The organism is Phycisphaeraceae bacterium (genome assembly GCA_019636675.1).
Lineage (GTDB): Bacteria > Planctomycetota > Phycisphaerae > Phycisphaerales > UBA1924 > JAHBXC01.
The window spans coordinates 269,973-291,930 of record JAHBXC010000003.1; the positions used below are offsets into that span (position 1 = coordinate 269,973).

The 21,958-nt window shown below is 68.4% G+C and carries 23 protein-coding genes; 4 read left to right on the forward strand and 19 right to left on the reverse strand.

Going from position 1 to position 21,958, the window contains the following annotated elements; translation table 11 throughout:
* Positions 1-9: 9 nt before the first annotated feature.
* The 5 genes from KF684_11415 to KF684_11435 form a co-directional block, all read right to left on the reverse strand.
* Entirely contained in the window at positions 10-231 is a 222-nt protein-coding gene (locus KF684_11415) for a hypothetical protein (protein ID MBX3353530.1), read from the reverse strand.
* Positions 232-238: 7 nt separating this feature from the next.
* On the reverse strand, positions 239-772 hold the full coding sequence (locus KF684_11420) for an NAD(P)H-dependent oxidoreductase subunit E (GenBank protein MBX3353531.1): 534 nt from the start codon (positions 770-772) through the stop codon (positions 239-241).
* Positions 773-1,203: 431 nt separating this feature from the next.
* Positions 1,204-1,956 carry a lamin tail domain-containing protein gene (locus KF684_11425; GenBank protein ID MBX3353532.1) on the reverse strand — a complete coding sequence of 251 codons (753 nt, stop codon included), beginning with the start codon at positions 1,954-1,956 and terminating at the stop codon, positions 1,204-1,206.
* A 162-nt stretch (positions 1,957-2,118) separates the two neighbouring features.
* Positions 2,119-2,997, reverse strand: coding sequence for a hypothetical protein (locus KF684_11430; protein ID MBX3353533.1), 879 nt, complete (start codon positions 2,995-2,997; stop codon positions 2,119-2,121).
* A gap of 561 nt (positions 2,998-3,558) precedes the next feature.
* Complete coding sequence (locus tag KF684_11435; GenBank protein ID MBX3353534.1) at positions 3,559-4,797, reverse strand: NADH-quinone oxidoreductase subunit D; 1,239 nt, start codon at positions 4,795-4,797, stop codon at positions 3,559-3,561.
* A gap of 395 nt (positions 4,798-5,192) precedes the next feature.
* Here KF684_11435 and KF684_11440 point away from each other — a divergent pair, with 395 nt between their 5' ends.
* Together KF684_11440 and KF684_11445 are read left to right on the forward strand one after the other, a co-directional pair.
* Positions 5,193-6,191, forward strand: a complete 999-nt coding sequence (locus KF684_11440) for a hypothetical protein (GenBank protein MBX3353535.1) — start codon at positions 5,193-5,195, stop codon at positions 6,189-6,191.
* Positions 6,192-6,292: 101 nt separating this feature from the next.
* A complete protein-coding gene (locus KF684_11445) occupies positions 6,293-7,060 on the forward strand; it encodes an SDR family oxidoreductase (protein MBX3353536.1) in 768 nt (255 codons plus the stop codon).
* Positions 7,061-7,298: 238 nt separating this feature from the next.
* Here KF684_11445 and KF684_11450 read toward each other — a convergent pair whose 3' ends face one another.
* The 4 genes from KF684_11450 to KF684_11465 all read right to left on the reverse strand — a co-directional run bounded on the left by KF684_11450 (position 7,299) and on the right by KF684_11465 (position 11,004).
* Positions 7,299-7,997, reverse strand: a complete 699-nt coding sequence (locus tag KF684_11450; GenBank protein ID MBX3353537.1) for a hypothetical protein — start codon at positions 7,995-7,997, stop codon at positions 7,299-7,301.
* Between the two features lie 45 nt (positions 7,998-8,042).
* Positions 8,043-8,669: a prepilin-type N-terminal cleavage/methylation domain-containing protein gene (locus KF684_11455; protein ID MBX3353538.1), complete on the reverse strand. Its 627-nt coding sequence runs from the start codon at positions 8,667-8,669 to the stop codon at positions 8,043-8,045.
* A 197-nt stretch (positions 8,670-8,866) separates the two neighbouring features.
* The gene (locus KF684_11460) at positions 8,867-9,511 is read right to left on the reverse strand and encodes a hypothetical protein (protein ID MBX3353539.1); all 645 of its coding nucleotides are present in this window, start codon (positions 9,509-9,511) and stop codon (positions 8,867-8,869) included.
* Positions 9,512-9,702: 191 nt separating this feature from the next.
* On the reverse strand, positions 9,703-11,004 hold the full coding sequence (locus KF684_11465; protein ID MBX3353540.1) for a Glu/Leu/Phe/Val dehydrogenase: 1,302 nt from the start codon (positions 11,002-11,004) through the stop codon (positions 9,703-9,705).
* Between the two features lie 236 nt (positions 11,005-11,240).
* On the opposite strand from KF684_11465, the gene KF684_11470 reads away from it, so the two are divergent.
* Positions 11,241-11,678 carry a hypothetical protein gene (locus tag KF684_11470; protein MBX3353541.1) on the forward strand — a complete coding sequence of 146 codons (438 nt, stop codon included), beginning with the start codon at positions 11,241-11,243 and terminating at the stop codon, positions 11,676-11,678.
* Between the two features lie 10 nt (positions 11,679-11,688).
* On the opposite strand, the gene KF684_11475 is transcribed toward KF684_11470, so the two are convergent.
* The 10 genes from KF684_11475 to KF684_11520 form a co-directional block, all read right to left on the reverse strand.
* On the reverse strand, positions 11,689-12,555 hold the full coding sequence (locus KF684_11475; protein ID MBX3353542.1) for a hypothetical protein: 867 nt from the start codon (positions 12,553-12,555) through the stop codon (positions 11,689-11,691).
* Positions 12,543-12,920: a hypothetical protein gene (locus KF684_11480; protein ID MBX3353543.1), complete on the reverse strand. Its 378-nt coding sequence runs from the start codon at positions 12,918-12,920 to the stop codon at positions 12,543-12,545. Before KF684_11480 ends, KF684_11475 begins: the two co-directional genes overlap by 13 nt.
* Before the next feature lie 24 nt (positions 12,921-12,944).
* Complete coding sequence (locus tag KF684_11485) at positions 12,945-13,682, reverse strand: hypothetical protein (GenBank protein ID MBX3353544.1); 738 nt, start codon at positions 13,680-13,682, stop codon at positions 12,945-12,947.
* Between the two features lie 169 nt (positions 13,683-13,851).
* Positions 13,852-14,610 (reverse strand): hypothetical protein, encoded by a 759-nt coding sequence (locus tag KF684_11490; protein MBX3353545.1) that lies wholly within the window; start codon positions 14,608-14,610, stop codon positions 13,852-13,854.
* Between the two features lie 41 nt (positions 14,611-14,651).
* The gene (locus tag KF684_11495; protein MBX3353546.1) at positions 14,652-15,074 is read right to left on the reverse strand and encodes a hypothetical protein; all 423 of its coding nucleotides are present in this window, start codon (positions 15,072-15,074) and stop codon (positions 14,652-14,654) included.
* Positions 15,075-15,105: 31 nt separating this feature from the next.
* On the reverse strand, positions 15,106-15,855 hold the full coding sequence (locus KF684_11500; GenBank protein MBX3353547.1) for a type II secretion system protein: 750 nt from the start codon (positions 15,853-15,855) through the stop codon (positions 15,106-15,108).
* 180 nt (positions 15,856-16,035) lie between these two features.
* Positions 16,036-16,713, reverse strand: a complete 678-nt coding sequence (locus KF684_11505) for a TrkA family potassium uptake protein (protein MBX3353548.1) — start codon at positions 16,711-16,713, stop codon at positions 16,036-16,038.
* Between the two features lie 53 nt (positions 16,714-16,766).
* Positions 16,767-18,533, reverse strand: a complete 1,767-nt coding sequence (locus tag KF684_11510) for a hypothetical protein (GenBank protein MBX3353549.1) — start codon at positions 18,531-18,533, stop codon at positions 16,767-16,769.
* Positions 18,533-20,248: a hypothetical protein gene (locus tag KF684_11515; GenBank protein MBX3353550.1), complete on the reverse strand. Its 1,716-nt coding sequence runs from the start codon at positions 20,246-20,248 to the stop codon at positions 18,533-18,535. The genes KF684_11510 and KF684_11515 overlap by 1 nt, the downstream gene beginning before the upstream one ends.
* On the reverse strand, positions 20,236-21,156 hold the full coding sequence (locus KF684_11520; protein MBX3353551.1) for a menaquinone biosynthesis protein: 921 nt from the start codon (positions 21,154-21,156) through the stop codon (positions 20,236-20,238). Before KF684_11520 ends, KF684_11515 begins: the two co-directional genes overlap by 13 nt.
* A gap of 69 nt (positions 21,157-21,225) precedes the next feature.
* On the opposite strand from KF684_11520, the gene KF684_11525 reads away from it, so the two are divergent.
* On the forward strand, positions 21,226-21,870 hold the full coding sequence (locus tag KF684_11525) for an acetyltransferase (GenBank protein ID MBX3353552.1): 645 nt from the start codon (positions 21,226-21,228) through the stop codon (positions 21,868-21,870).
* The last annotated feature ends 88 nt before the right edge of the window (positions 21,871-21,958 follow it).

Here is a 21,958-nt window from a genome sequence, read left to right on the forward strand (position 1 = left end):
CCTCTCTCCTCACCCGCGATCGTGCGGCTTCTCGACCTCGACTTCTTCAATCACCGTCCGCCGCAGCGTCACCTTGCCACCCGGCGTCTGCGCCTCGCGCTCTTCCACGCTGCGCGACACCTCGCGCCGCTCCGCCGAGCCCGGCTTCGTCTTGATACCCGACCAGATATGACCCACGAACTCGCCCAGCGAGCGCGCCAGCGACTTGTCCTCGTGGTCGCGCCTCGTCATGACGGGTTCAGTGGTGATCGTGCGAGTGGGGGGGCTTGATCTTCCCCGCCTTCGCGTCGTCGATGAGCCGCGAAACCTGCTCGGGCGTGATGAACTCGTGCAGCGTCTCGTCGAACAGCGCCGCAGGCGCCCCGCCGCACGCGCCCAGACACTCGAGCTCCACCAGCGTGAACTTCCCGTCGTCGGTGGTCTCGCCGATCTCGATGCCGAGTTTCCGACGCACCGTGTCGGTGATCTTGCCCGAGTCGCAGAACTCGCACGCGATCGAGCGGCACACCGCGATCATGTGCTCGCCCTTGGGCTTGAGCCAGTACTCCTCATAGAACGACGCGGTGTCCAGCACCTCCGCCGCCGACAGCCCGAGGAACTCCCCGACCTCTTCCAAGGCCTGCGCCGGCAGCCAGTTGTGCTCGTGCTGCACCAGGTGCAGGACCGACAGCAGCGCGCCCTGCTTCGTCGCGTACCGCGGCAGGATCTCCTTGCTCGCCCGGTCCTTCAGAGACTGGGTGAGGTACGGCTCCGACCGCCGCGGAATCTGCATCGTGCCCGAGGGTTTCGAGATCCACGCCATAGGTCGGGATCATAGCCGCAGGACGAAGGGAGCAGGGAGAACACAAAGACGGTGGCGTGGTACGGCGCAGCCGTGCCACGAGTGCCGACGCCATCTGACACCCCTCCCGCTCGCGGGAGGGGGCAGGGGGAGGGTCTTCTCTCCCGCCCCCTCGCCCCGCTTGCGGGGAGAGGACGGCGAGCGCAGCGAGCCAGGTGAGGGGTGCGTCTCAGAAGGCACATGTGCCGCGGCACGAGGCACGAGGGGAGAGCGAGCAGCAAGATGAAGAAACAAGATGGGTGGCGTGGTACGGGCGCAGCCCGTGCCACGGAGCAGACAGACGCGCGTTCGGCACTCCTTCCCCCCCTCCCGCTCGCGAGAGGGGGCAGGGGGAGGGTCCTCTCACCTTCCGAGAGCCGTCGTTACTTCGTCGCCCCCGCGTACGGCTTCCCGGGCGAGTACGCCGTCGTCCCGACCTTGGTGTGGTGCTCCATGACCCCGTCGGCGCCGGTGCGCACGTAGCTGCCCCCCAGCGTCCGCTTGACCGTCTGCACGCGCAGGCACCCCTCCGGCGCCGCCGCCGAGGGCTCGCCCCACGAGACCGCGTCGATCGCCTTCCCCGACGCGTCCAGCAGCACCACCATCTCGTCCGAGTTGTTCAGCGAGCGGAACCGCATCGAGTTGTTCATCGTGAACACCCACGCGTTCTCGAACTTGTCGTTCTTCGAGGTCGGCGCGTTGTTGGGCGTGCCGTGCGCCCCGGCGATCCCCGTGTTGTACCCGTTGAACACCACCACCACCTCGCCCGGCCCCAGCGTGAACTTCGGGAAGACGAACCGCACGCCCCGCTCGTCGTCGGGCCGGCCGATCGCCAGCGCGTCGGCCAGCACATACCCCGTCAGGTCGATCGGGCGCGTGTGCGGGTTCACCAGCTCGATGAACTCGTCGCCCACCGGGTCGCGCACATTGTCGCGCGAGGGGTCCACATCGTTCGTGTTCGGCACGAACGCCAGGATCTCGCTGATCACCGGGTGCGGGAACGGGATGGACTGCGGCTGCGCCGACGGCGCGCCGCCCTGCGCCGCCGCTTCCTGCCCGAGCGAGTCACCCGACGACGCCCCCAGCGCACACGCCAGGGCCGCGAAGATCACGATTCGAGGTGCGGATCGTTCCATGCCTGATTGTCCCTTCCAGAATCACGATGGCCCACCGCCAGTCCCCGGAAACGCAGGGGCTCGCGCGAGGGCAAGCCACCACCCCCGCCCGGTCGGCTCCACCCGGCCAGCCGCGGGGATGTCGGGGGCCAATATACCGAACAAAGACCGGGTGTCAAGGGCTTAGCGTCTGGGCGTCCCGGGCGTGACGACATCGTGGTACTCCCACGGGCGCGACCCCGGTTGGAGGATCATGCCGCGCTGACTTCCGCTGGGTATGTCAATCCGCGTGCTCAGCGTCGTGCTGCCCCGGAAACTCGGGCGCATCTGGACGGCGTGGATCGCGACCTCTACCGCGACGACCTCGCCTTGCACATCCAACCTGGCCACGCCGCGCGTTGGAAGCGTCGTCGTGAACTCGATTCGGGATGTCGAATGCGGCTCTTTCGTAGTTGATTCGATCCTCAGCGTGACGGGCTGGCGATGCCCGCGCTGATTCACGAGCACGAACGCGTCGCCGATCCGGTACTCGAACCCATCGGGCGCTGTCGCGTCGGGGTCGTAGACGCCCAGGATCGGCGGCGGCAGCCATTCTTCGGGCGGGATGAATGCAACATCCTCCATCCAGGTCGCGCCGTGCTCATCGCGCGTCACGGTGATGTCTGCGCCAAGAACATCGAAGGTAAAGAACCCGGACGACACGGTGTCGCGCGTCTTCAGCGAGATGTGCGCGTGCCCGACGCCGGGAGGGAACACATCACTCACGACGGCGCCGCGCGCCGGCAGCGTGACCTCGAAGGCGCCCATCGGGCCGGGCTTGCCCGCAGCGTCGTGCGGCGTGATCGTGGCGAGGAACCGCCGCCCCGTCGTGTTGCGGAGCACCAGCCGCCCGCCGACGCGCAGCACGCCGACCTCTTGCGCGTCGGGGTCGTCCTCAACGAATCGGAACCCGTCGGGGAGCGTCAACGTCGCGGAAAGGGGGGGCTCTTTCGGCGTGTCGCGATCGCACGCGCAGAGCGTCACAGCGCCGGTGAGTGCCGCGAGTATCAGCAGTCTCCGCATGGGTTCCCCATCTGCATGGTTTGATGACCCCCAATACTGGGACGATATAACACCGCCCTCTTGGGGCCACCATTCCTGATCCGCTCGAATTCGCGACAGTCTATCCACACCAAGCGAACACATGTGGAAAGAGTGTGGACGACCTGACGCCGTCTCCCTGCGTGTCATTCCGGCCACTAGGCTCGGCCTGTCGCCCGAGACAGGGGACGGATCTCCTCTCCCGGCAATGACATCGGATTCGACAATGTCAAAATCGCACAGGCGCCGGATGAAGACAATTCGGGAAACTACAGAGCTGATCGGAGAGGTTGCAAAGTTGATCCAGGGATGTGGTCAGGTCAGCACCGGGATCATGCTCTTCTGTCGTAACTTTGTGTTGACACTGATGATGCTCGGTGTTGCGATCACCGCAATAACGCGGGTCGTCAATCCGGGTATGGATCCGCGCATCATCGTTCTTCTTTGCGTATTGGGGTGTGCTGCAGCGTCTGGCGGCAGACGATCCCATCAGAAACTAAGGTCTCCTATCGCTTAGAAGCCGGGGCGCCTCGATCGGTTCCCTTACCGATCCAACTCCGCCGCCACGATGTTCAGCGAGCCGATCACCGCCACCGTGTCCGCCAGCATGTGGCCCTCGAGCATCTTGCTCACGATCGCGAAGTTGATGAAGGACGGCGGGCGGGTCTTCACGCGCCAGGCGCGCGGGCCGCCGTCGGAGACCACGAAGTAGCCCAGTTCGCCGTTCGCCGTCTCGTGCGCGCCGTACGCCTCGGCCAGCGGGGCCTTCCAGCCGCGGTTGGTCATGATGAGTTCGAAGTGCTGGATCAGCCCCTCGATGCTCCCATAGACCTCCGCCTTGCGCGGCTTGGTCATCTTCGCGTCGGCGAACACATCGATCGGACCGCCCGGGATCGCGTCGATGAGCTGGTCGATGATGCGCACCGACTGCTTGATCTCCTCCACGCGGATCATGAACCGCGCGTAGACATCGCCCTCGTCGCTCAGGGGCACGCTGAACTTGACGGCCTCGGCGCCGTTGTTGTCCCAGTTGTCGGCGTAGCACAGGTAGGGCTCGTCCTTGCGCAGGTCTCGGCGCACGCCCGAGGCGCGCGCGATCGGGCCCGACTGCGACCAGGCGATCGCGTCTTCCTTCGAGAGATGCCCGATGCCGATCGTGCGGTCCATGAAGATGCGGTTGCGCACGACGAGTTTCTCGAGGTCGCGGATCGCGCCGGGCAGGTCGTCGTGGATGAACGCCTTGACCATGCGCTTGAAGACCGTCTCGTCGGGCAGGTCCTGCATCAGCCCGCCCACGCGCGTGTAGTCGGGGTGGTACCGCTGACCGGCGACATAATCCATGATGTCGTAGATCTTCTCGCGCGGGTTGAACGCGTAGAGGAAGCCCGTCAGCGCGCCCAGGTCGAGGGCCGCCGCCGCCACGCACAGCAGGTGGTCCTGGATGCGCGCCATCTCCGCCAGGATCGTGCGGATCACCTTGCAGCGCGGCGTGATGTCGATCCCGAACAGCTTCTCGACCGCGTGGTGCCAGCAGATGTCATTCGCGACCGGCGACAGGTAGTTCATCCGGCTGACGATCGTGACATACTGGTTGTAATCGAGGTGCTCGCCCAGTTTCTCGAAGCCCGAGTGCAGGTAGCCGATGTGCGGCGTGCAGCGGGCCACGCGCTCGCCGTCGAGCTCGAGCACCAGGCGCAGCGTCGTGTGCGTCGCCGGGTGCTGGGGGCCGAAGTTGAGCACCCACCGGTCGCCGGTGTCGATGTGCTGCTTCAGGTAGTCCAGCCGCTCGTCGTCGAGTTCGAACTGCTTGGCGGGCTTGAGGGTGTACGGCACGGGCGGGGGTCCTTTCGGTCCGACGGATCACGAACTGGCGAGGGTCGGGAGTATAGGGGAGGGGGGGCAACGGGCAGTCGGGGAGGGCAATGGGCAGTCGGCAATCGGCAATGGGCCAGAAAGAGGCGCCGCGCCACATTCCAGATCCCCTCTTCCCCCATTGCCCATTGCCGACTGCCCATTGCCCTCTTTTCCCTAGCCACCCCCGCCCCGCCCGTCGCATGACTCTCCGAGCGACCCGAAGCCCCGGCATCCCCGCGGCCGACGCCCGCCACGCCCTCGCTCTTCCGCGAGGGGACAAACCGACCACCACCTCTGAAAGGTTCGTTGTGACCACCAAGACCATGAACCGCGCCCGTGGCGCGGGCACGCTGTCCCTCGTCTCGCTCGTCGCCGCCCTCTCGGGGTCGAGCCTCGCTCTCGCCGGCGACCTCACCCCGCCCGCCGGCGCCATCGTTCCCACGATGAAGACCCTCGACCAGGTCGAGGCGCGCACCCCGATCCCCGGGGGCGTGAACCCCGCGAAGTTCACGATCACCCAGCCCGGCTCGTACTACCTGACCGGGAACCGCCTGCATACGCAGGGCTCTATCGGGAGGTCGATCCAGATCATGGTCTCGGATGTCACGATCGACCTCAACGGCTTCGCCATCACCGTCACCAACGCCAGCGGCGCGCAGTACGCCATCGCCGACCGCGGCGACGACGGCTCCAGCGGCATCTCCGGCGTCGTCATCCGCAACGGAGTGATCTCCGGAGCCGGGTACGACGACGGCGGGATCAACCTCTCCTACACCACCGGCGCCCGCGTCGAGAATGTCACCGCCCGGGGCATCACGGGGGGCACGGGCATCTATGTCGGCAAGGGCGGGATGGTCCTCGACTCCACCGCCATCCAGTGCCGCAACGGCTTCGGAGGCGATCAAGCCACCTTCGTTCGCTGCGCCGCGTACTCCAACTCGCAAGTCGGATTCAGTCTCTACCGCTCGAACGCGCGAGACTGCATCGCCAACAACAACTCGCAGTACGGCTTCTCTCTGAATCATCGCTCCGCCGTCGAGCAATCCGTCGCCAACGACAACGGGACCGGTATCTATGCCGCCGGCGACGGGTGCCGCATCGACTCGAACACCGTCACCGGCGGGAACTGGGGCATCTTTCTCTGGAGCGGCGCCGCCAACACCGTCGTCACTCGCAACGCGGTGCGTCAGGGCAGCCAGAGCCCCTACGGCATGAACCTCCAGTCGTCGGGCAACTTCCCCAACAACCACGTCGCCCAGATCATCACCGACCCCGCGAACCAGTTCGCCAACACCAACCCCTGGGCGAACCTCGCCTACTGAGCAACACCGCGCTCACCTCCCCATCGCGCGACACGCGCCGCCGCGAGCGACCCTAGCGTTGCCCGCCGCGGCGCTTTGTCGCGCACATGTGGAGAAGCAGAATGAGCGTCCTCGCCACCAAAGTCGCCATCGTCACCGGCGCGTCCAGCGGCATCGGAGAAGCCACCGCCCGACTCCTCGCCGAGAAGGGCGCGCGCGTCGTCCTCGTCGCCAGGCGCGCCGAACGTCTCCGGCACATCGAGCACGAGATCACCGCCAACGGCGCCGCCGGCAGAGCCCTCGCCGTCGAGTGCGACATCACCAGCCGCGACAGCGTCCGCGCGATGGTCGACACCGCCGTCGCCACTTTCGGACCCATCGACATCCTCGTCAACAACGCCGGCGTGATGCCCCTCAGCCCCCTCGAAGCCCTCCGCGAGGACGACTGGGCGCAGATGGTTGATGTCAACATCAACGGCGTCCTGCACTGCACGGCGGCCTGCCTGCCCCACATGACCAGAGAGGTCGAAGGCAAGGTTCGAGGCGGGCACATCGTCAACATCAGCAGCGTCGCGGGCCGGCGCGTCTTCCCCAACGCCGCGGTCTACTGCGGCACCAAGTTCTTCGTCCACGCCTTCTCCGAGGGGCTCCGCGCCGAACTCTTCCGCAAGGGCGTGCGCGTGACGGTCGTCGCGCCCGGCATCGTCGAAACAGAACTCCAGACCCATATCCCCGACAAGGCGCTGCGCGACGCCTTCTTCGAGCGCACGAAGACCATGCGCAAACTCAAAGCCGAAGACATCGCCCGCGCGATCCTCTACGCGATCGAATCGCCGGCGCATGTCAACGTGAACGAGGTGCTGATCCGGCCCACCGATCAGGAGACTTGAGGGGAAGGGAGTGGGGAGCAGGCAGCAGGGAGCAGGAAGAGAGAGGGGTGACGTGGAGCGGCGCAGCCGCGCCACAAGCGCGTGACGGCGCCATCACACGAGCGCAGCGAGCGTGATGGCGCGACAACCCCTCCTCGCCCCGCTTGCGTGGAGAGGACGGCGAGCGCAGCGAGCCAGATGAGGGGTGCGAGTCAGCAGGCACGAGGGATGAGGCACGAGGCACACGGGAAGTCCGCGCTCAGCGCGGCCCGCGGTTGCCGCCGCGACCGCCGCCACCCGGGCCGCCCCCGGGGCCGCCCCGGCCCATGCCGCCGCGACCCATCATCTCGCCTCGCAGCGCGCCCGACTGGGCGTTGCCGGTGGCGAGCTGCTGGCGCATCTGGTCGGCGGCGCGGTTGCGCATTTCTTCCATGCGCGCCGCGCGCTCTTCGGGCGTGGCCGCCGCCATGCGCTGGAATTCCTCGCGCATGCGCTGGCGTTCCTCGTCGGTCATCTCGCGACGGGGCGGGCCGAACTGCGACCAGTCGACCTGCTCGCCGCGCGCCACGCGATAGGCCATGTCGTCGAACGCCTGCTCGCGCAGGGCGCGCAGCGCCTCGCGGTTCTTCTCGTCCTCGAACAGCTTGCGTCGCTCCTCGTCGCTGAGCGACCACAGGATGCGGCGCGCCTCTTCCGAGTACTGCGCGCGACGCTCCGGCGCCATCTTGTCCAGCTTGCCCGACGACATCACCGCCAGCGCCTGATCCATGTTCCGAGGCAGCGAGGGCGTGCGCATCTGCGTGTACGCCCACGCGCTCCCGCCGATCGCCACCGTCGCCACGCACGCCGCGGCCACGCCGACCATCGCCTTCTTACGCGACGACCAGTTCGCGTCGATCGCCCGGCGCTTGCCCTCGTTCATCGCGTCGTCGAGGTCGAATCTCTTGTGATCGGACATGGTGTCGCTCCGTGGTCGTCGGGCGCGCTCGCGCCCGTGGACGTGTCAGTCGGTCTGTGTGTTGGAGGCGTCGAGCGGGCCGACATGCCCGTCGACGAAGAGGATGTTGCGCCGCGGGTGGAAGAAGTCGACGCGCACGGTCTGCCCGTCCTGGCGCTCGAAGGTCCCCCCGTCGAAGTCGTGCATCACGGGCGTGTCGGAGGGCGAGAAGCGCAGGAACCTCGCGAAGAAGGTCTCTTCGTACGACCTCGCCGAGAGCACCGCGACATAGGTGTAGCTGACGCCGCAGGTCTTCTCGACGCCGTCTTCCTCGTAGGTCTGCGTGTGCACGACGCGGTCCGAGGGGCAGACCCACGCGGTCGAGTAGGGCTCGATGTAGTCCTTGAGCGCCTGGTTGATGGGCGGGCGCTCGTCGCTGGTGAGCCACGGGTCGGGCATGTACCGCGCCTCGGGGTACTTGCCGCTGTTGTTGTCGTTGTGGATCGCGAACGCCTGCCCGATGCCGTACAGCTTCGCGCCGCACGCGGTGCTGGCGGCCTTGGCCCGCGCGAACGAGAGCGTCGGGATCGCGATCCCCAGGATCAGCGCGATGATCGCGACCACCACCAGCAGCTCGATCAGCGAGAAGGCGCGCCGGCGGGAAATCGGGTTGGAGTGCGGGTGCCTGGTCATGGAGGGGTTCGGCCCGGGGGGGTTGCTCACGAGAGGGGAACGCACAAGGGCATCGGCGATTGCCCCGCCGCCGCAAAGAAAAACCGCCCCGGGGCCTTCGGGCTGCGTCCCGGCGCGGATTCCAGACCCGGTCGATCCCCCAACGAAAGACGCCCGCCGAGTGGGCGGGCGTCCGGGAGAAGCGTCGGGGACCGGGCTCAGCGACGCCGGCGCGCGGCGCAGAGGCCGGCCAGGGCCATCACGCCCAGAGCGCCCGGGGTGGGCAGGATGCGGATCTCGTCGATCCCCAGCCCGCCGGCGTGCAGGGGGGGGTTGCGCCCGTAAGGGGGCGTGTCGTGGCGGAACAGGATGCGATCGGCGTTGCGCAGCGCGTTCTCGAACGACCCGCCTCCGATGATCCGCGTCCACTGCGAGGGGTCGTCGAAGGTGATCGTGAACTCCTGCCACTCGTCGGTGGGGCGCAGCGCGATGTTGCTCTGCCAGAAGTTGCTGAACGCGAGCCCGATGCCCAGGTGGATCTCGAGATCGCCGGTGCCGCCGACATCGCGAAGCCAGAACGAGATGCCGGTCGCGCCCGCCTCGATCCAGTCACCGGCGTACGCCGACGAGCCCGAGCGCGCCGCGAAGTTGATGGGGACGGGGTTCGACACCAGGAGGAAGCCGTCGTTCGCGCCGTGCACGCCGCCGGTCCCGGGGTTGTCATAGATGAACGACCCGCCCCCCCAGCCGTTCAGCTCGCCGGCGACGGAGAACGAGTCGAGGTGACCGACATCGACGGCCAGCGCGCCGGTCGAGCCCAGCGCGACCGCGAGAAGGACGGGAGCCAATCGGGTGGAACGCATCTTCGTACTCCTCCAAGGGTCCGGGAACACGCGCGACGGTGGCGCGGCCGAGATCTCTCTGTCATTTCAATATACCACCCGGACCCAGCGAAGGAAGCAAAAAAATCGGCAGTCGCGCGCCGCGCGACAACGAACAGGGCCCGCCGGCGTGCGCCGACGGGCCCTGAAGTGGTTGCTCCGGCTCGGGCGCGTTACGGGAAGATGCCGCGCATCTGGTAGACCTTGCCGATGTTCTCAAGCGCCCCGATGTACGCCGCGGTCCGCATGTCCACGTCGTAGCGCTGGCGCGCCAGGACGGTGCGACGGGCGGCCATCACCATGTGGCGGTTCAGTTCCTCGTCGACGCGCTCGCCGTCCCAGTACTGGTTGGTGCGGTTCTGCACCCACTCGAAGTAGGAGACGGTCACGCCGCCCGAGTTGCAGAGGATCGCCGGGAGGATCTCGATGCCGCGCTCCAGGAGCAGGCGCTCGCCGGCCGGGGTGGTGGGGGCGTTGGCGCCCTCGGCGATGACCTTGGCGTCGACCCACGACGCGTTCTTCTCGGTGATCATCTGCTCGAGCGCCGCAGGGATGAAGAGGTCGACCTTGGTGCGGTAGAACTCCTCCTCGCTGATCGGCGTGCCGCCGTGGCCCGGGTTGGGCGCGCCGTTGTTGGCGTGGCCCTGGAACTTGTCGTAGCCGGCGACGCCGCCGTGGCGGGCGCAGTGCTCGGCCAGGGCAACGGTGTCGAAGCCGTGGTCGTTGCGCAGGGCGCCGGTGTGGTCCATGACCGCGACGACCTTGGCGCCGCGCTCCGCGATGAGGCGCGCCGCCCACGAGCCGACGTTGCCGTAGCCCAGCACGCTGACGCGCGCGCCCTTGAGGTCGAGCCCGAGCGCCGGCGCCATCTCGGCGACGACGTCCACCACGCCCTGACCGGTGGCCTTCTCGCGCCCGACCGACCCGCCCACCTCGACGGGCTTGCCGGTGACGACCGCCATCGCGTTGGGCTGGTGCGAGATCTGCGAATAGGTGTCGGCGAACCACGCCATGACCTGCGCGTTGGTGCCGACGTCGGGCGCCGGGATGTCGTAGTCCGGGCCGATGATCTGGCTGATCGCGACGCAGAAGCGCCGGCTCACGCGCATCAGCTCTTCCTTCGAGAGCTGGTACGGGTTGCACTTCACGCCGCCCTTGCCGCCGCCGAAGGGCACGCGCACGAGCGAGCACTTCATGGTCATCAGCAGCGCGAGGGCCTTCACGTCGTCGAGCGAGACATGCTCGTGGAAGCGCATGCCGCCCTTGAAGGGGCCAAGCGCGTTGTTGTGCTGGACGCGATAGCCCTTGAACAGCGAGTAGCGCCCGTCGTCCATCTTCACCGGGAAGTGGACCATCACCTCGTTCTTGGGCTGCGCGAGGATGATCTGCAGGTGGTGGGGCAGCTCCAGCACCTCGGCGGCCTGGAGGACCGCGTCGATGGTCTGCAGGTACAGGTTATTGGGGTCACGCGCCATCCCCAGCTCGTCGTACACCGGGCTCTCGAGGTGCCCTCGGTTGCGAGACGACGAAGGGGCGACAATGCTTGCCGTAGCCGGCGTGGTCGACATTGCAGATGGTTCCAGCGTTCGTCCAGCCCGAGGGAAAACAACGCAGGGGCCGCGACTCACGGTTGTGCTTGCGAAACTCCCACCAACCCGCCGACGCGCCGCCCCGACGGGCGAACCGAACGCGAACGACAGGATCTCCACTCATGATAGTCTTCTACGCCTCGGACCTCACATGGGGGGTCAAGATCAAGTCGACCGCCGAGACGCTGGGCGTGCCGGCACGCCCGGTCCGTTCCATCGACATGCTCGAGGCCCGCCTTGCGGATTCCCCGGTCGTCGCCTTCATCGCCGATCTGGCTGCGCCGGAGGTCGCCCTCGCCCTCATCGAACGCGTCCACGACGAAAACCGACGCCGGTCCGAGAACCCGGCCCCCGAAATCACCCCCGGAACCGCCACCCACGCAGCCCCCGACGGCGCGGGCGCCGCCCCCCGGACACGCCAGATCCGCATCCTCGCCTTCGGCCCCCATGTCGAGGTCGACGCCCTCCAGCGCGCCCGCGACCTGGGCGCCCACGAGGTCATGCCCCGCGGCGCCTTCAGCCACAACCTGCCCGACATCCTCGTCCGACTCAACGGGTGACTGTGCTCACTCACATCGGACGCGGGCGTCGCTCCGGATCAGACGAGACCGACGAACTCTCGGGGCCTTCCTTGACGGTCACCCGAGCGCCGATCGGGTACCACTTCCCCGGCTCGTACTCGACGAGGATGGCCTGCGTCACGGTGCGGTCCCCATTCACGAGCGCCGCCGGGATGGTCAGCACGACGCCCCGCAATTCCATCTGTTGAAAGCGCCTCGCGATATCGGGCAGCGGGAATGACATCGGCGCATAGCCGATCGTCAGGCCCGACCCATCGGGGGGCGTCATATCCGACAGCGCTTCGACCTGCGACGGATCGCTGATGACCTCGGCGGTGATCGAATCGAACGCGACGCCTTCCCATCGAGCGCGCGCCGTGATCATCGCGCCCCAGCGCAGCACCTGCACCGAGTTCCAGGTTTCGACATCGCGAGGGCGCAGACGGTCCGGACGAGCGTCGGCCAACCCACGATAAAACGCGACGCGGCTCGCCGAGGGCTTCGCGCCGTGCTCGAGCGCGAGACCGGCCAGACGGTCGATATCTCCATCCGCGACGCCCAGCGCATACTCCACCGCGGCATGCGTCGCAGCATCGGCCGTGTCCACACCCGTGCCGGCGAGCGCTGCGGAAATCGCCGTACGGAGTCGAGTCACCGCGTCGGGATCGAGTGAGGAATCGACAGGCCCTTCGTCATCGGTCATCACCTTGCGGAGGGGATCGACAGCAGCATCGAGCAATGGGGCAGTAGTGGCGGGCCCCGGCCCGCTGGTCACGACGACAACCGCGATGAGCAGCGAGATGCCGCCGAAGAGAGCGAACGCAAGCGAAATACGGCTCGTCTGCATGATATTGAGTTCCTCAATCAGCCCAGCCATCCGGCGATCGTCGTGCCGCACTTGGTCTGTGTTCCGATGACGGCGCCACCTTCTTTGAGGTAAACATACCGGTACTCGCCCTGGGTTGCGCAACAGAAAACGACCCACAACTCAACCGGAAGCTTGTAGTACGCCCATCCGGTCGAGCCGGGGTCGCACCACTTCGACGCGGTGTAATCGTCCTCCGTCCAAGTCCACTTCCGCGCGCAGTTCTCGGGGTCCTGCACACAACTCGGGCTGGGCCCGGCATCGTTGGCTTGCTGTGCGTTTTGCCAACTGCCGTAGTGAATGCCGGTGTCAGCGGGTGCGACAGTGCCAGCAAGAACCATGCTGGCTGCCAGAGCGACTGCAGATCGAACAAGCATGTGGGCTCTCCATGGAACGATGCTTCAGAAGTCCCGACCGAGTATTCCTTCCGGAGTCCACGACACCGGCCTTCCCCGCCGGCGCGCCCCCTCGGGCGATGCAACGGGCGAGAAGAAATCGTAAAGTCCAGCCGATCCATCCACGAACACGACATTCCTCCGGTCGGTCCGGTCGTCGCGAGACGGCGACACGCCGTCGAACAGCATCCCTTTCGACGAGGGGTGCGCCGTCGTCGACCATCGCACGAGTTGGTAATACCTGTCGAAGCCGCCGCTCGCGTCGGCGCTGTCGCGCCAGAGCGAAGGGTCCGTGACGCACGCGAGCGAGTAGATGAAACCCGACTCCGCGATGTACCGCGTGTTGGTGTACCCCGCGTGCACATGCGCCGGGCCGCGCTCTGGAGGCGGCCAATGCGTGCTGTGCCAGGTGGGGAAGCCCTCTTTGGTGTATGTCGACAGCACCATCGGCCACCACGTGTCCTGCCCGAGGTACGAGATGTGCTCGAACCCGTTGCCCGGACCGTAGTCGATCGCCGCCGGGTACCCCGGCCTGCGTGGCAGCCCCGCGTTGAGGAAGTAATCCTGATGATCGTTCGCGTACTGCCGGAACTGCTGGTGCGTCGAGCGCAGACTGGTGAGGTTCTTCACATCGTGACGCTTCATCGCCACGGTGCGCAGCACCGGGATGGTGATGCCCACCACGATCGCGACCACCGCGACGGTGACGAGGAGTTCAACGATGGTGGCCGCCCTTCGGCGCATAACCCGGTTCCCCTACGGTGTTCAGAGGGCAATATACCAGAGAACCGGGGGGGGGGGGGCAAGCGCTTTTTGAGATAGTCGATTCAAAAACCGTCGGGCCATCCGCGCTGCAGGGGTGGATGTGCGCAAGCCACTGAACGAATGCGACTTATGGCATGGCGATACGCCTTTAGAGCACCAGCTGCGACCACAGAGGCAGCAGGTTCCCGTCGAGAAGGACGGCGATCACCCCTGCCCGCCCATCCGGAAGTTCGTAGAGAAGCACACGCGCGTGCAGCACATCATCGCCCGCGGCCTCGGCGCGCAGGCCGAAGGTCGCACGCAGCACGAACAGCTCACCCGTCTGAAGAAAGAACTCGGCATCATCGGGTGTGAACATCGACATGTACGGGGTGGGTGGGCGACCTTTCGGCGCGCCGGCCGCCTTTGCCGACCATGACGCCACCCACTCGCGCCCCATCGCCCGCCCCGAGTCCTCGCGTATCGGCGCGAGTGAGACCGACCGGAGGTCCACCCACGCCCATGGCTCTGCCGTTCTGAACCACCAGAGGGCGAGCGCTCGCGCCTCGCTCTCACCGGTCGCGGGAGCGCGATCGCCGTGAACCGCGGCGCCCTGCCTCGCCATGGACATGAGTTCCTCGTGCCACGCGTCCCCGTCGCGCAAGTTGATCATGGCATCGGCGCAGCCCGACATGGACGCGTGCAGATACTCGATCGCGAACGCGACGACCCGGTCGCTGGCCCCAACACCGCCCGGCGATCGGCGAGTGAGGCGTGCCGCGAGGACATCCTTTGCTGGCATTGACCTCAGAGTTATCGTGGCGCAGGGTTCGTTCGTCATCGCGACGATGTATGTGCGATCCTCACGACCTCGCAGCATCATGACGATCACGAGACCGATGATCACCATCACGACATACGCGGCCACGCGCCGTCGATGACGATACCGCCGCGTGCCAGTAATGGCGTTCAGAATGGCCACTCAGAACCCCGGCAACGGTGTTCCTGCCGAATGAAGACACCGTTGACCCAGATGTTGTAGACGGCGCCGACCTCGGCGCTCCCGCAGCACATCGAGTAGCGAAGACTCGGGCCGAAGGCGCCGCCGCTCAGAACATTGAACCATCCGATCTGGAAGGGGTTCGCGGGGCACGGGTGCGTGAAGGTCGCGGAGCTGCAAGACGTCCACGCCCAGATATATCCAGCCGGCGAGCCGATCTGTCCGCCCCCACCCTCGTCATTCCCGCTCGGCCCGCTTCCGTAGTACGGCTGGCATTGCTGACCGGCGTCCATGTCCATGAGGTAGATCGGGCCGTCCTGCGCCGAAAGCGAAGCTCCGATACCGGCGATGGTCGCGACGACCATGCAACGAAGTGAAACTGGTCGTGACATGGACAGACTCCTTCGCGTTGAAGAGGATTTCTCACTGGTTCACAAAGTCTCTTCCCATGATTCCGAGAGGCGTGTCCTCGAACGGTCTCTCGGCGCAGCGCGACCCTGGAAGCGTGATCGCGCCGGCGGCAGGCACGGGTCTCGCCGCCCCATCGACGGTCACGAGCGAGACGCCTGGCTCGTTCCTTGTCGGATCTGTCACCTGCCCACTATGGAAGAGCAGGACCTTCGAGGAGGGGAACGCGGCCTCGCTCCAACGCACCGGCCGGAACACGCTATTGCCGAGGCGCGAACCGCAGTCGGGGGTGAACCGCTGCGGGTCCATGTACATCGCGTTCGAAACCTTGAACATCGATGCCCTGAAATGCAGCGCACCCGGGTACGAGACCATCATCGATTGCAGCCGGACCTCGCTCTCGGGGAGCGGGCGTTCTTCCGCCGGGTGCCATGTCGGGTATCCCTCTTCCAGCCACGCGCCGAGGGGCCATGTCCAGTACTCGGTCTGCATGGTGTAATGCCCGACGATCGTTCCGGGGCTCGAGCCCGCGCGCAGCACGAACGGCGTCCCGGGCGCAGGCAGCCCTTGATTCACAAAGACATCCCGATGCGCAGCGCCCCACTGGAAAAACTGCTGGTGCGTTGATCGAAGGCTCGTCAGATTGACCGTGTCTTTGCTTGAGCGGAGGGCCCCTCGCAGCGTCGGCAGCAATATGCCCAGCAGGATCGCGAGGACCGCGATCACGACCAGCAACTCGACGATGGTGACCGCCCTTCGGCGCATAACCCGGTTCCCCTACGGTGTTCGAGCCGCAATATACCAGAGAACCGGGGGGGGGGCAAGCCCTTTCGGGATGATCGAAAGAAAGAATCATCGAACCATCTGCGCCGCGGGCGCTGGATGCGCGCAAATTCCTGAAGATACAACGCTTGGCGCGTCGATCCCGGCGCGAAAGCGTGGTCGTCAGCTCGGCAGGTTCTCGAGGTCGCGGTCGAAGCCGGCGATGACGAGTATGTCGTTGACGCCCAGGCGCGACGCGGGCATGGGCACCTCGACGACGCGTTCGGGCCTGCCGTCCTTGGCGCCGTGGGCGGCGACGGCGCGCCGGATCGCGACGATGGTGACGCGATATTCCTTGCGCAGTTCGAGCTCGCTGAGGGCCTTGCCGACCCACTGCTTGGGGGTCATGCGCTGGATGAGGGCGTAGCCGTCGCCGAGTTCGATGTGGTCGATGGTGGTGGGGGCGAGGAGGCGGTGCGTCCATCGCTCGGCGGACTCGTCCTCGGGCTTGACGACGCCGTCGGCGCCGATGCGCGTGAGGATCTCGGCCTGCATCTGGTTTCCGGCGCGCGAGACGACGCGCGTGACGCCGAGGGACTTGAGGAGCGCCGTGGTGAGGGCGTTGGCCTCGAAGTCCTGCCCGATGCCCACGACGGCGCAGTCGACCTGGTCGACGCCCTGGATGCGCAGGGCCTGCTCGTCGGTCGCGTCGAGGGCGATCGCGAGGGTGACCTTGTCGCGCAGGTCTTCGACGATCTGGCGCGAGCGGTCGATGGCGATCACCTCGGCGCCCGCGGCGGCGAGGTTGCTCGCGAGGCGCGAGCCGAAGCGTCCGAGACCGATGACGGCGAAGCGGTTCATATCTGGTCAGCAGGGTAGCGGGGGACGGGGGGGCGTGCCGGTGCGCACCGGGCTCAGGTCATCAGCACGCCCTCGCTGGGATAGGCGTAGCTCGCGCGCTCGCTCTTGCGCACGCTGGTGAGGGCCGCCAGCACCGCGAGGGGGCCGAGACGACCGAGGAACATCGCGACGACGACGGCGATCTTCCCGGCGTCGCTGAGGGTGGGCGTGATGCCCATCGAGAGCCCGACGGTCGCGGTCGCCGAGACCGACTCGAAGAGGATCTCTTCGAGCGAGGGCCCCGTGCCGTCGGCGCGGACCTCGGTGACCGAGAGGATCGCGACGAGCGTCGCCAGCGTCGCGAGCCCGAGGGTGATGAGAACCGCCGCCTTGCGCACGAGAGCGTCGGGGATTGTGCGCTTGAACGCCTCGGTCGCGTCGCGCCCTCGCAGGGTGGCGACGACCGTGAGGAACAGCACCGCCGTCGCGACGGTCTTGACGCCCCCCGCCGTCGACGCCGGCCCGCCCCCGATGAACATCTGGACGGTGATGGTGAAGCGCGCGAGGGGCCCGAGTTCGGCCGGGTGGATGGTGTCGAACCCTGCGGTTCGCGACGCGATCGCCATGAAGTGCGCGTCGAGCAGCGCGACGCCCGGGTCCTCGAGTGTCTGGATGTAGTCGCTGATGAAGATCGTGATCCCGCCGACGACATACACCACGAGCGTGGTCACCAGCGTGAGTTTGGTGTGCAGCGCCAGGCGCACGAGGCGCCCGCCCTTGACCCGCTTGCGCCGGAGCCGGGCCGTGATGACCTGGCGAACGTTGTCGAGCGCCGGGAAGCCGGTGCCCCCGATGACCACCAGCCCGGCGATCACGGTGTGCGTCGTCCAGTGCAGGCGCAGCGATTCCACGCTGTCGGGCGTGGTCGCGAAGCCGGCGTTGCAGAACGCCGAGACGGAGAAAAACACGCTGTGGAACAGCCGGTCGCCGAAGGTCGACATGTCGGGCGCGTTGGCCCAGGTCTCGGGCCAGCCGAAGAACAGGATCGCGGCGCCGATAGCCTCGAACCCGAAAGTGAAGACGACGATGGACGCGAGCACCTTGCGGATGCCCCGGGGCCCGTGCCGGTTCTCGAGCGAGGAGTCCGACAGCGTCGAGGTCGCGCGCAGCCCCAGCGACGAGCCGATCGCGAGGATGAGCACCGACGCGAACGCCAGCAGGCCCAGCCCGCCCAGCTGCATCAACACCAGGATCACCGAGTGCCCGAAGCGCGTGAACGCCGTGGGCGTGTCGACCACCACCAGCCCCGTCACGCAGGTCGCGCTGGTCGAGGTGAACAACGCGTCGATGAAGCCCAGGCGCTGGCCCTCCGGCGTCGTCGCCGGGAGCATCAGCATCCCTGCGCCGGTGAGGATCACCGATCCGAACCCGCCCACGAGCACCAGCGGCGGGGAGACGCCCTTCTCGATGAGCAGCAGCAGGAACCGCACCAGGCGGGCCGCGAGCAGGGCCGCGGCGCACAGCGCCACCGCCTGGGGGAACGCGATCAGGAAAAGCCCGAGCACGCAGGCGACCAGCTCGATCCGCCCGGCCCGGTCGATGACCTCGGACCGCCCCTCGGCGTCGATCGCGCGCACCACCCGGACCACCGCGTAGAGCAGGTACCCGGCCAGCAGGGCGAACTGGACCATCGCGAGCGTTCGCACCGACAGCGGCGGCTCGCGCAGCCCGAACGCGAGGATGCTCGGCGCGTTGGCGGCGAGCGCCACGACGAGGCGTGTCCAGAACCCTCGCGAGAACGACGCGACGGGCTTCAGGTTGAGCAACTCGCGGGTGGGCATCAGCGCGCTGGAGGGTACCTTCGGCGAAGCGACGGCGTCGGGTTGAGACCCATCGCTGCGCGAGTGGCCTTGCGGACCCTCGCCCCGCAGGAGGGGAGCGTCAGCCCGAAGCCGGCGCCGACCTCCTCGAGCGTGAGGGGAGGGCGCCCGTCCAGCCCGAACCGCGCCCAGAGCAGGGCCTCGTCGCTGTCCGGGGCGTTGTCCGGGGGGCTGTCTGGGGCATGGGAGGCGCGGTCTGTGCCGGTGAGTCGCGGGCCGGGCTCGACGAATCGCCCCCAGGGCGTGGCGTCGCGCGTCCAGTCGTCGAGGGAGACGGCGCGAGTCCTCGACCGTCGAGCGCCGGCCCGGGGCGTCTCGCGTCGCTCGCGCAGGGCGTCGGTGAGGGCGTGGGTCAGGGCGACGGCGGCGCGTCCGGCGAGGCGCCCCTTCGCGAAGGGGTCGAAGCGCAGGGCCGCGTCGGCGAGGGCGCGCATCGCCGCCAGGTGCACGGCGCGCGCGAGGGGGTCGGGCAGGTCGAGCAGCGAGCCGCCCACGCGCTCTTCGATCGCGCCCAGGGCGACGCGCCGCTGGGTGCGCGCGAGTTTGACGACGAGCCGGTGGGCCCAGCGCAGGTCGGTCTCGGCGCGATCGAGCGCCGCCGCCGAGGGCGAGTGCGCCGGGAGGGAAGCGAGCGTGCGCCGCGCGCGAAAGCGCAGGAACGCGAGGGCGGTCGCGAGGGTCGCCTCGTCGCGCGGGTCGAGGGGCGGCTGGGCGCGCGCCTCGTCGACGAAGGCGCTCGCGTCGAGCGCCTCGGTCGCGAGCAGGCCCTCGCGCACGAGGGGAGGCGCGAGGAGGACCTCGTGCGCGTCGTCGCGTTCGAAGGTGGGCGCGACCGGCCCGCGCAGGTCGAAGGCGCGCAGGCGGACGAGGGTGCGCTCGAGGGCGATGCGCGCGACGGATTCGCGCGTGCGTCCGGTGGCGCTCGCCAGCTCGGCGAGGGGCACGCCGCGACGGTGCGCGTGCATGAGCGCGTCGCGCCGTCGCTCGTCGACGCCCCGGGCGCGCGGGAAGATCGGGTCGTCGGCGGCGCGGTCGTGGGCGAGCAGGACGCGGCGCACGGTCTCTCGCGCGCGCCCGGTGCGCAGCGCGATGCGCTCGGACGCCTGCGTGACCGTGCAGCCGAACCGGGCGCGATACCGGCGCGCGCGCCGGACGATCATCGCGCGCTCGTCGCCCGTGGTGCGCCTGAAACCGCCGGCGCGCGCGAGCAGCGCGGGCTGAAGCGTCTCGAACCCCTCGACGGCGCCGGGCGTGAACACGATGCGCTCCTCGCCGTCCGCGGCGCGCACGCGGCGCGCGACGAGCCCGCGCCGGCGATAGCGCTCCAGCGTCCGTCGCGAGACGGACCATCGCGCGCACAGGTCTTCGACGCGCAGCGCCCCGGGCGTTTCGTCCTCTCGCAGGGCGATGGCGCCGCAGATGTGCTCCGCCAGCGCCGACAGCTCGGCGTAGAGCGCCTCGCCGGCGAACAGCGCGCCCTCCTGGGCGTTCTCGGGCCGGTACCCGGTGAGCCGGTGCACGAGCCAGTGCTCGGCGTACGCGCGCTCCGGGTCGATCTCGCGCGCCAGGGCCTCGACCGCCGCCAGCGCCGCGATCGCTCGTGCGCGTGGCGCGAACCGGAACTGCTGCGCCAGCTCGCGCAGCGCCCCCACGCGCAGGGCGGTCAGACGGGGCATGGCGCGCCCTGGGCGCGCGGCGCGAGCGCCTCGTCGAGCCAGCGCAGACGGCGCACGCCCCCCAGCGCGCCGACGCCCTGCGCCATCGCGAAGAACCGCTCGACCGCCTCGCGCTCGCGCGGGCCGACCTCGTAGCGCAGCAGGTCGTGCAGATAGGTCTGCGCAAGATCGATCGGCCACCCCCGCTCCGGGGCGCGGGTCGAGATCAGCCAGTCCAGACGCGTCGCGTTGTGCCGGCGCTGGCGGTCGAGCGCGATCGCGGCGGCGCGCACGCGCGCCGACGACGCGTCGCGCTCCAGGCACGCCCAGACCGCGTAGACGAAGGGCAGCCCGGTGAGCGCCTTCCACGCGTCGCCCAGGTCGAGCTGGTGGGGGTAGCGGATCGCCGGGGGAGAGTCGGTCACGACCTTGTCCCCGATGAGCAGCATCGCGTCGGGCCACTCGGCCGGCTCGAGCGACTCGCGCTGCGCCATCCGCTCGCGCGCGTTGAACTCGATGAACTCCGGCTCGATGCCGTGCATCGCTTTGAGCAGGATGCGCAGCAGCGCCACCGAGGTGTGGCTCTCGCTGTCGACGAACACGCGTGCGACCTCGCCGATGGGCGTCGCGCTGTAGAGGCGCACGGTCATGGTCGGCCCGTCGCACCCGATCATGCCGCAGGGGATCAGCGCCACGGGCTCGGGCGAGCGCTGCGCGTCCACCAGCGACAGCAGCGCCACCTCGACCCGCCCCGAGAGCAGGAGGTCGATGAGTCGCGCCGGCGGCGCCGGGACCAGCTCGACGCCCCGGGCCTTGTCGAGCCCCTCGATCAGAGGCGAGGTGTTCAGGTACGACACGCAGCCCACGCGCACCGGGTCGGCGTGGTCGATCGCGTGTTCGGGCGTGGGCGGATCGGTCCGGGTGTTCATGCGTTGGGAATCGTATGATCCCGCGACTCGGAGACGACCCCACCCGATCCGCACGCTCCGGAGACACGGATGACCACCCGGCCCGAACCGCGACAGCCCACGCTCGGACCCCTCGCCCTGATCGGCGGCGGGGGCCACGCGATGGTCGTCGCCGAGGCGGCCCTCGCGCAGGGGTACGAGCTGCTGGGCTTCTACGACGACGACCCGGGCGCAGGGCTGGGCTCGCTCGCGCCGCTGCTGGGGGGGTTCCACGACTTGGCCGGCATGGGCGATTCGCCGCGGATCATCGCCGTCGGCACGGTCGCGACGCGACGCGCGCTGATCGAGTCGCTGCCCGGCCCGTTCCGCACGGTGATCCACCCCTCGGCGATCGTCTCGCCCTCCGCCGAGCTGGGCGCCGGGGTGTTTGTCGGCCCGCTCGCCGTCGTGCACGCGAGGGCGCGCGTGGGCGACCACGCGATCCTCAACACCGCGTCGATCGTGGAGCATGACTGCGCGATCGGGGTGAACGTGCACATCGCGCCGACGGCGGCGCTGGGCGGGAATGTGCGCATCGCGCCCGACACGCTGGTGGGCTTGGGCGCGAAGGTGATCCCCGGGTCGCGCGTCGGGACGCGCAGCGTGGTGGGCGCCGGCAGCGTGGTGCTGGGCGCCGTGGGCGACGACCGCACGGTCGTGGGCGTGCCTGCGCACGAGACCTCGCGCCGTTCCTGATGGAAAAATGACAAGCCGCGGCATCCTGGCCGCGGCCGTGTAGCGGAGCGCTCCGTTTTTCGAAATAGCGCTGGGTAGTGCCCCTTAG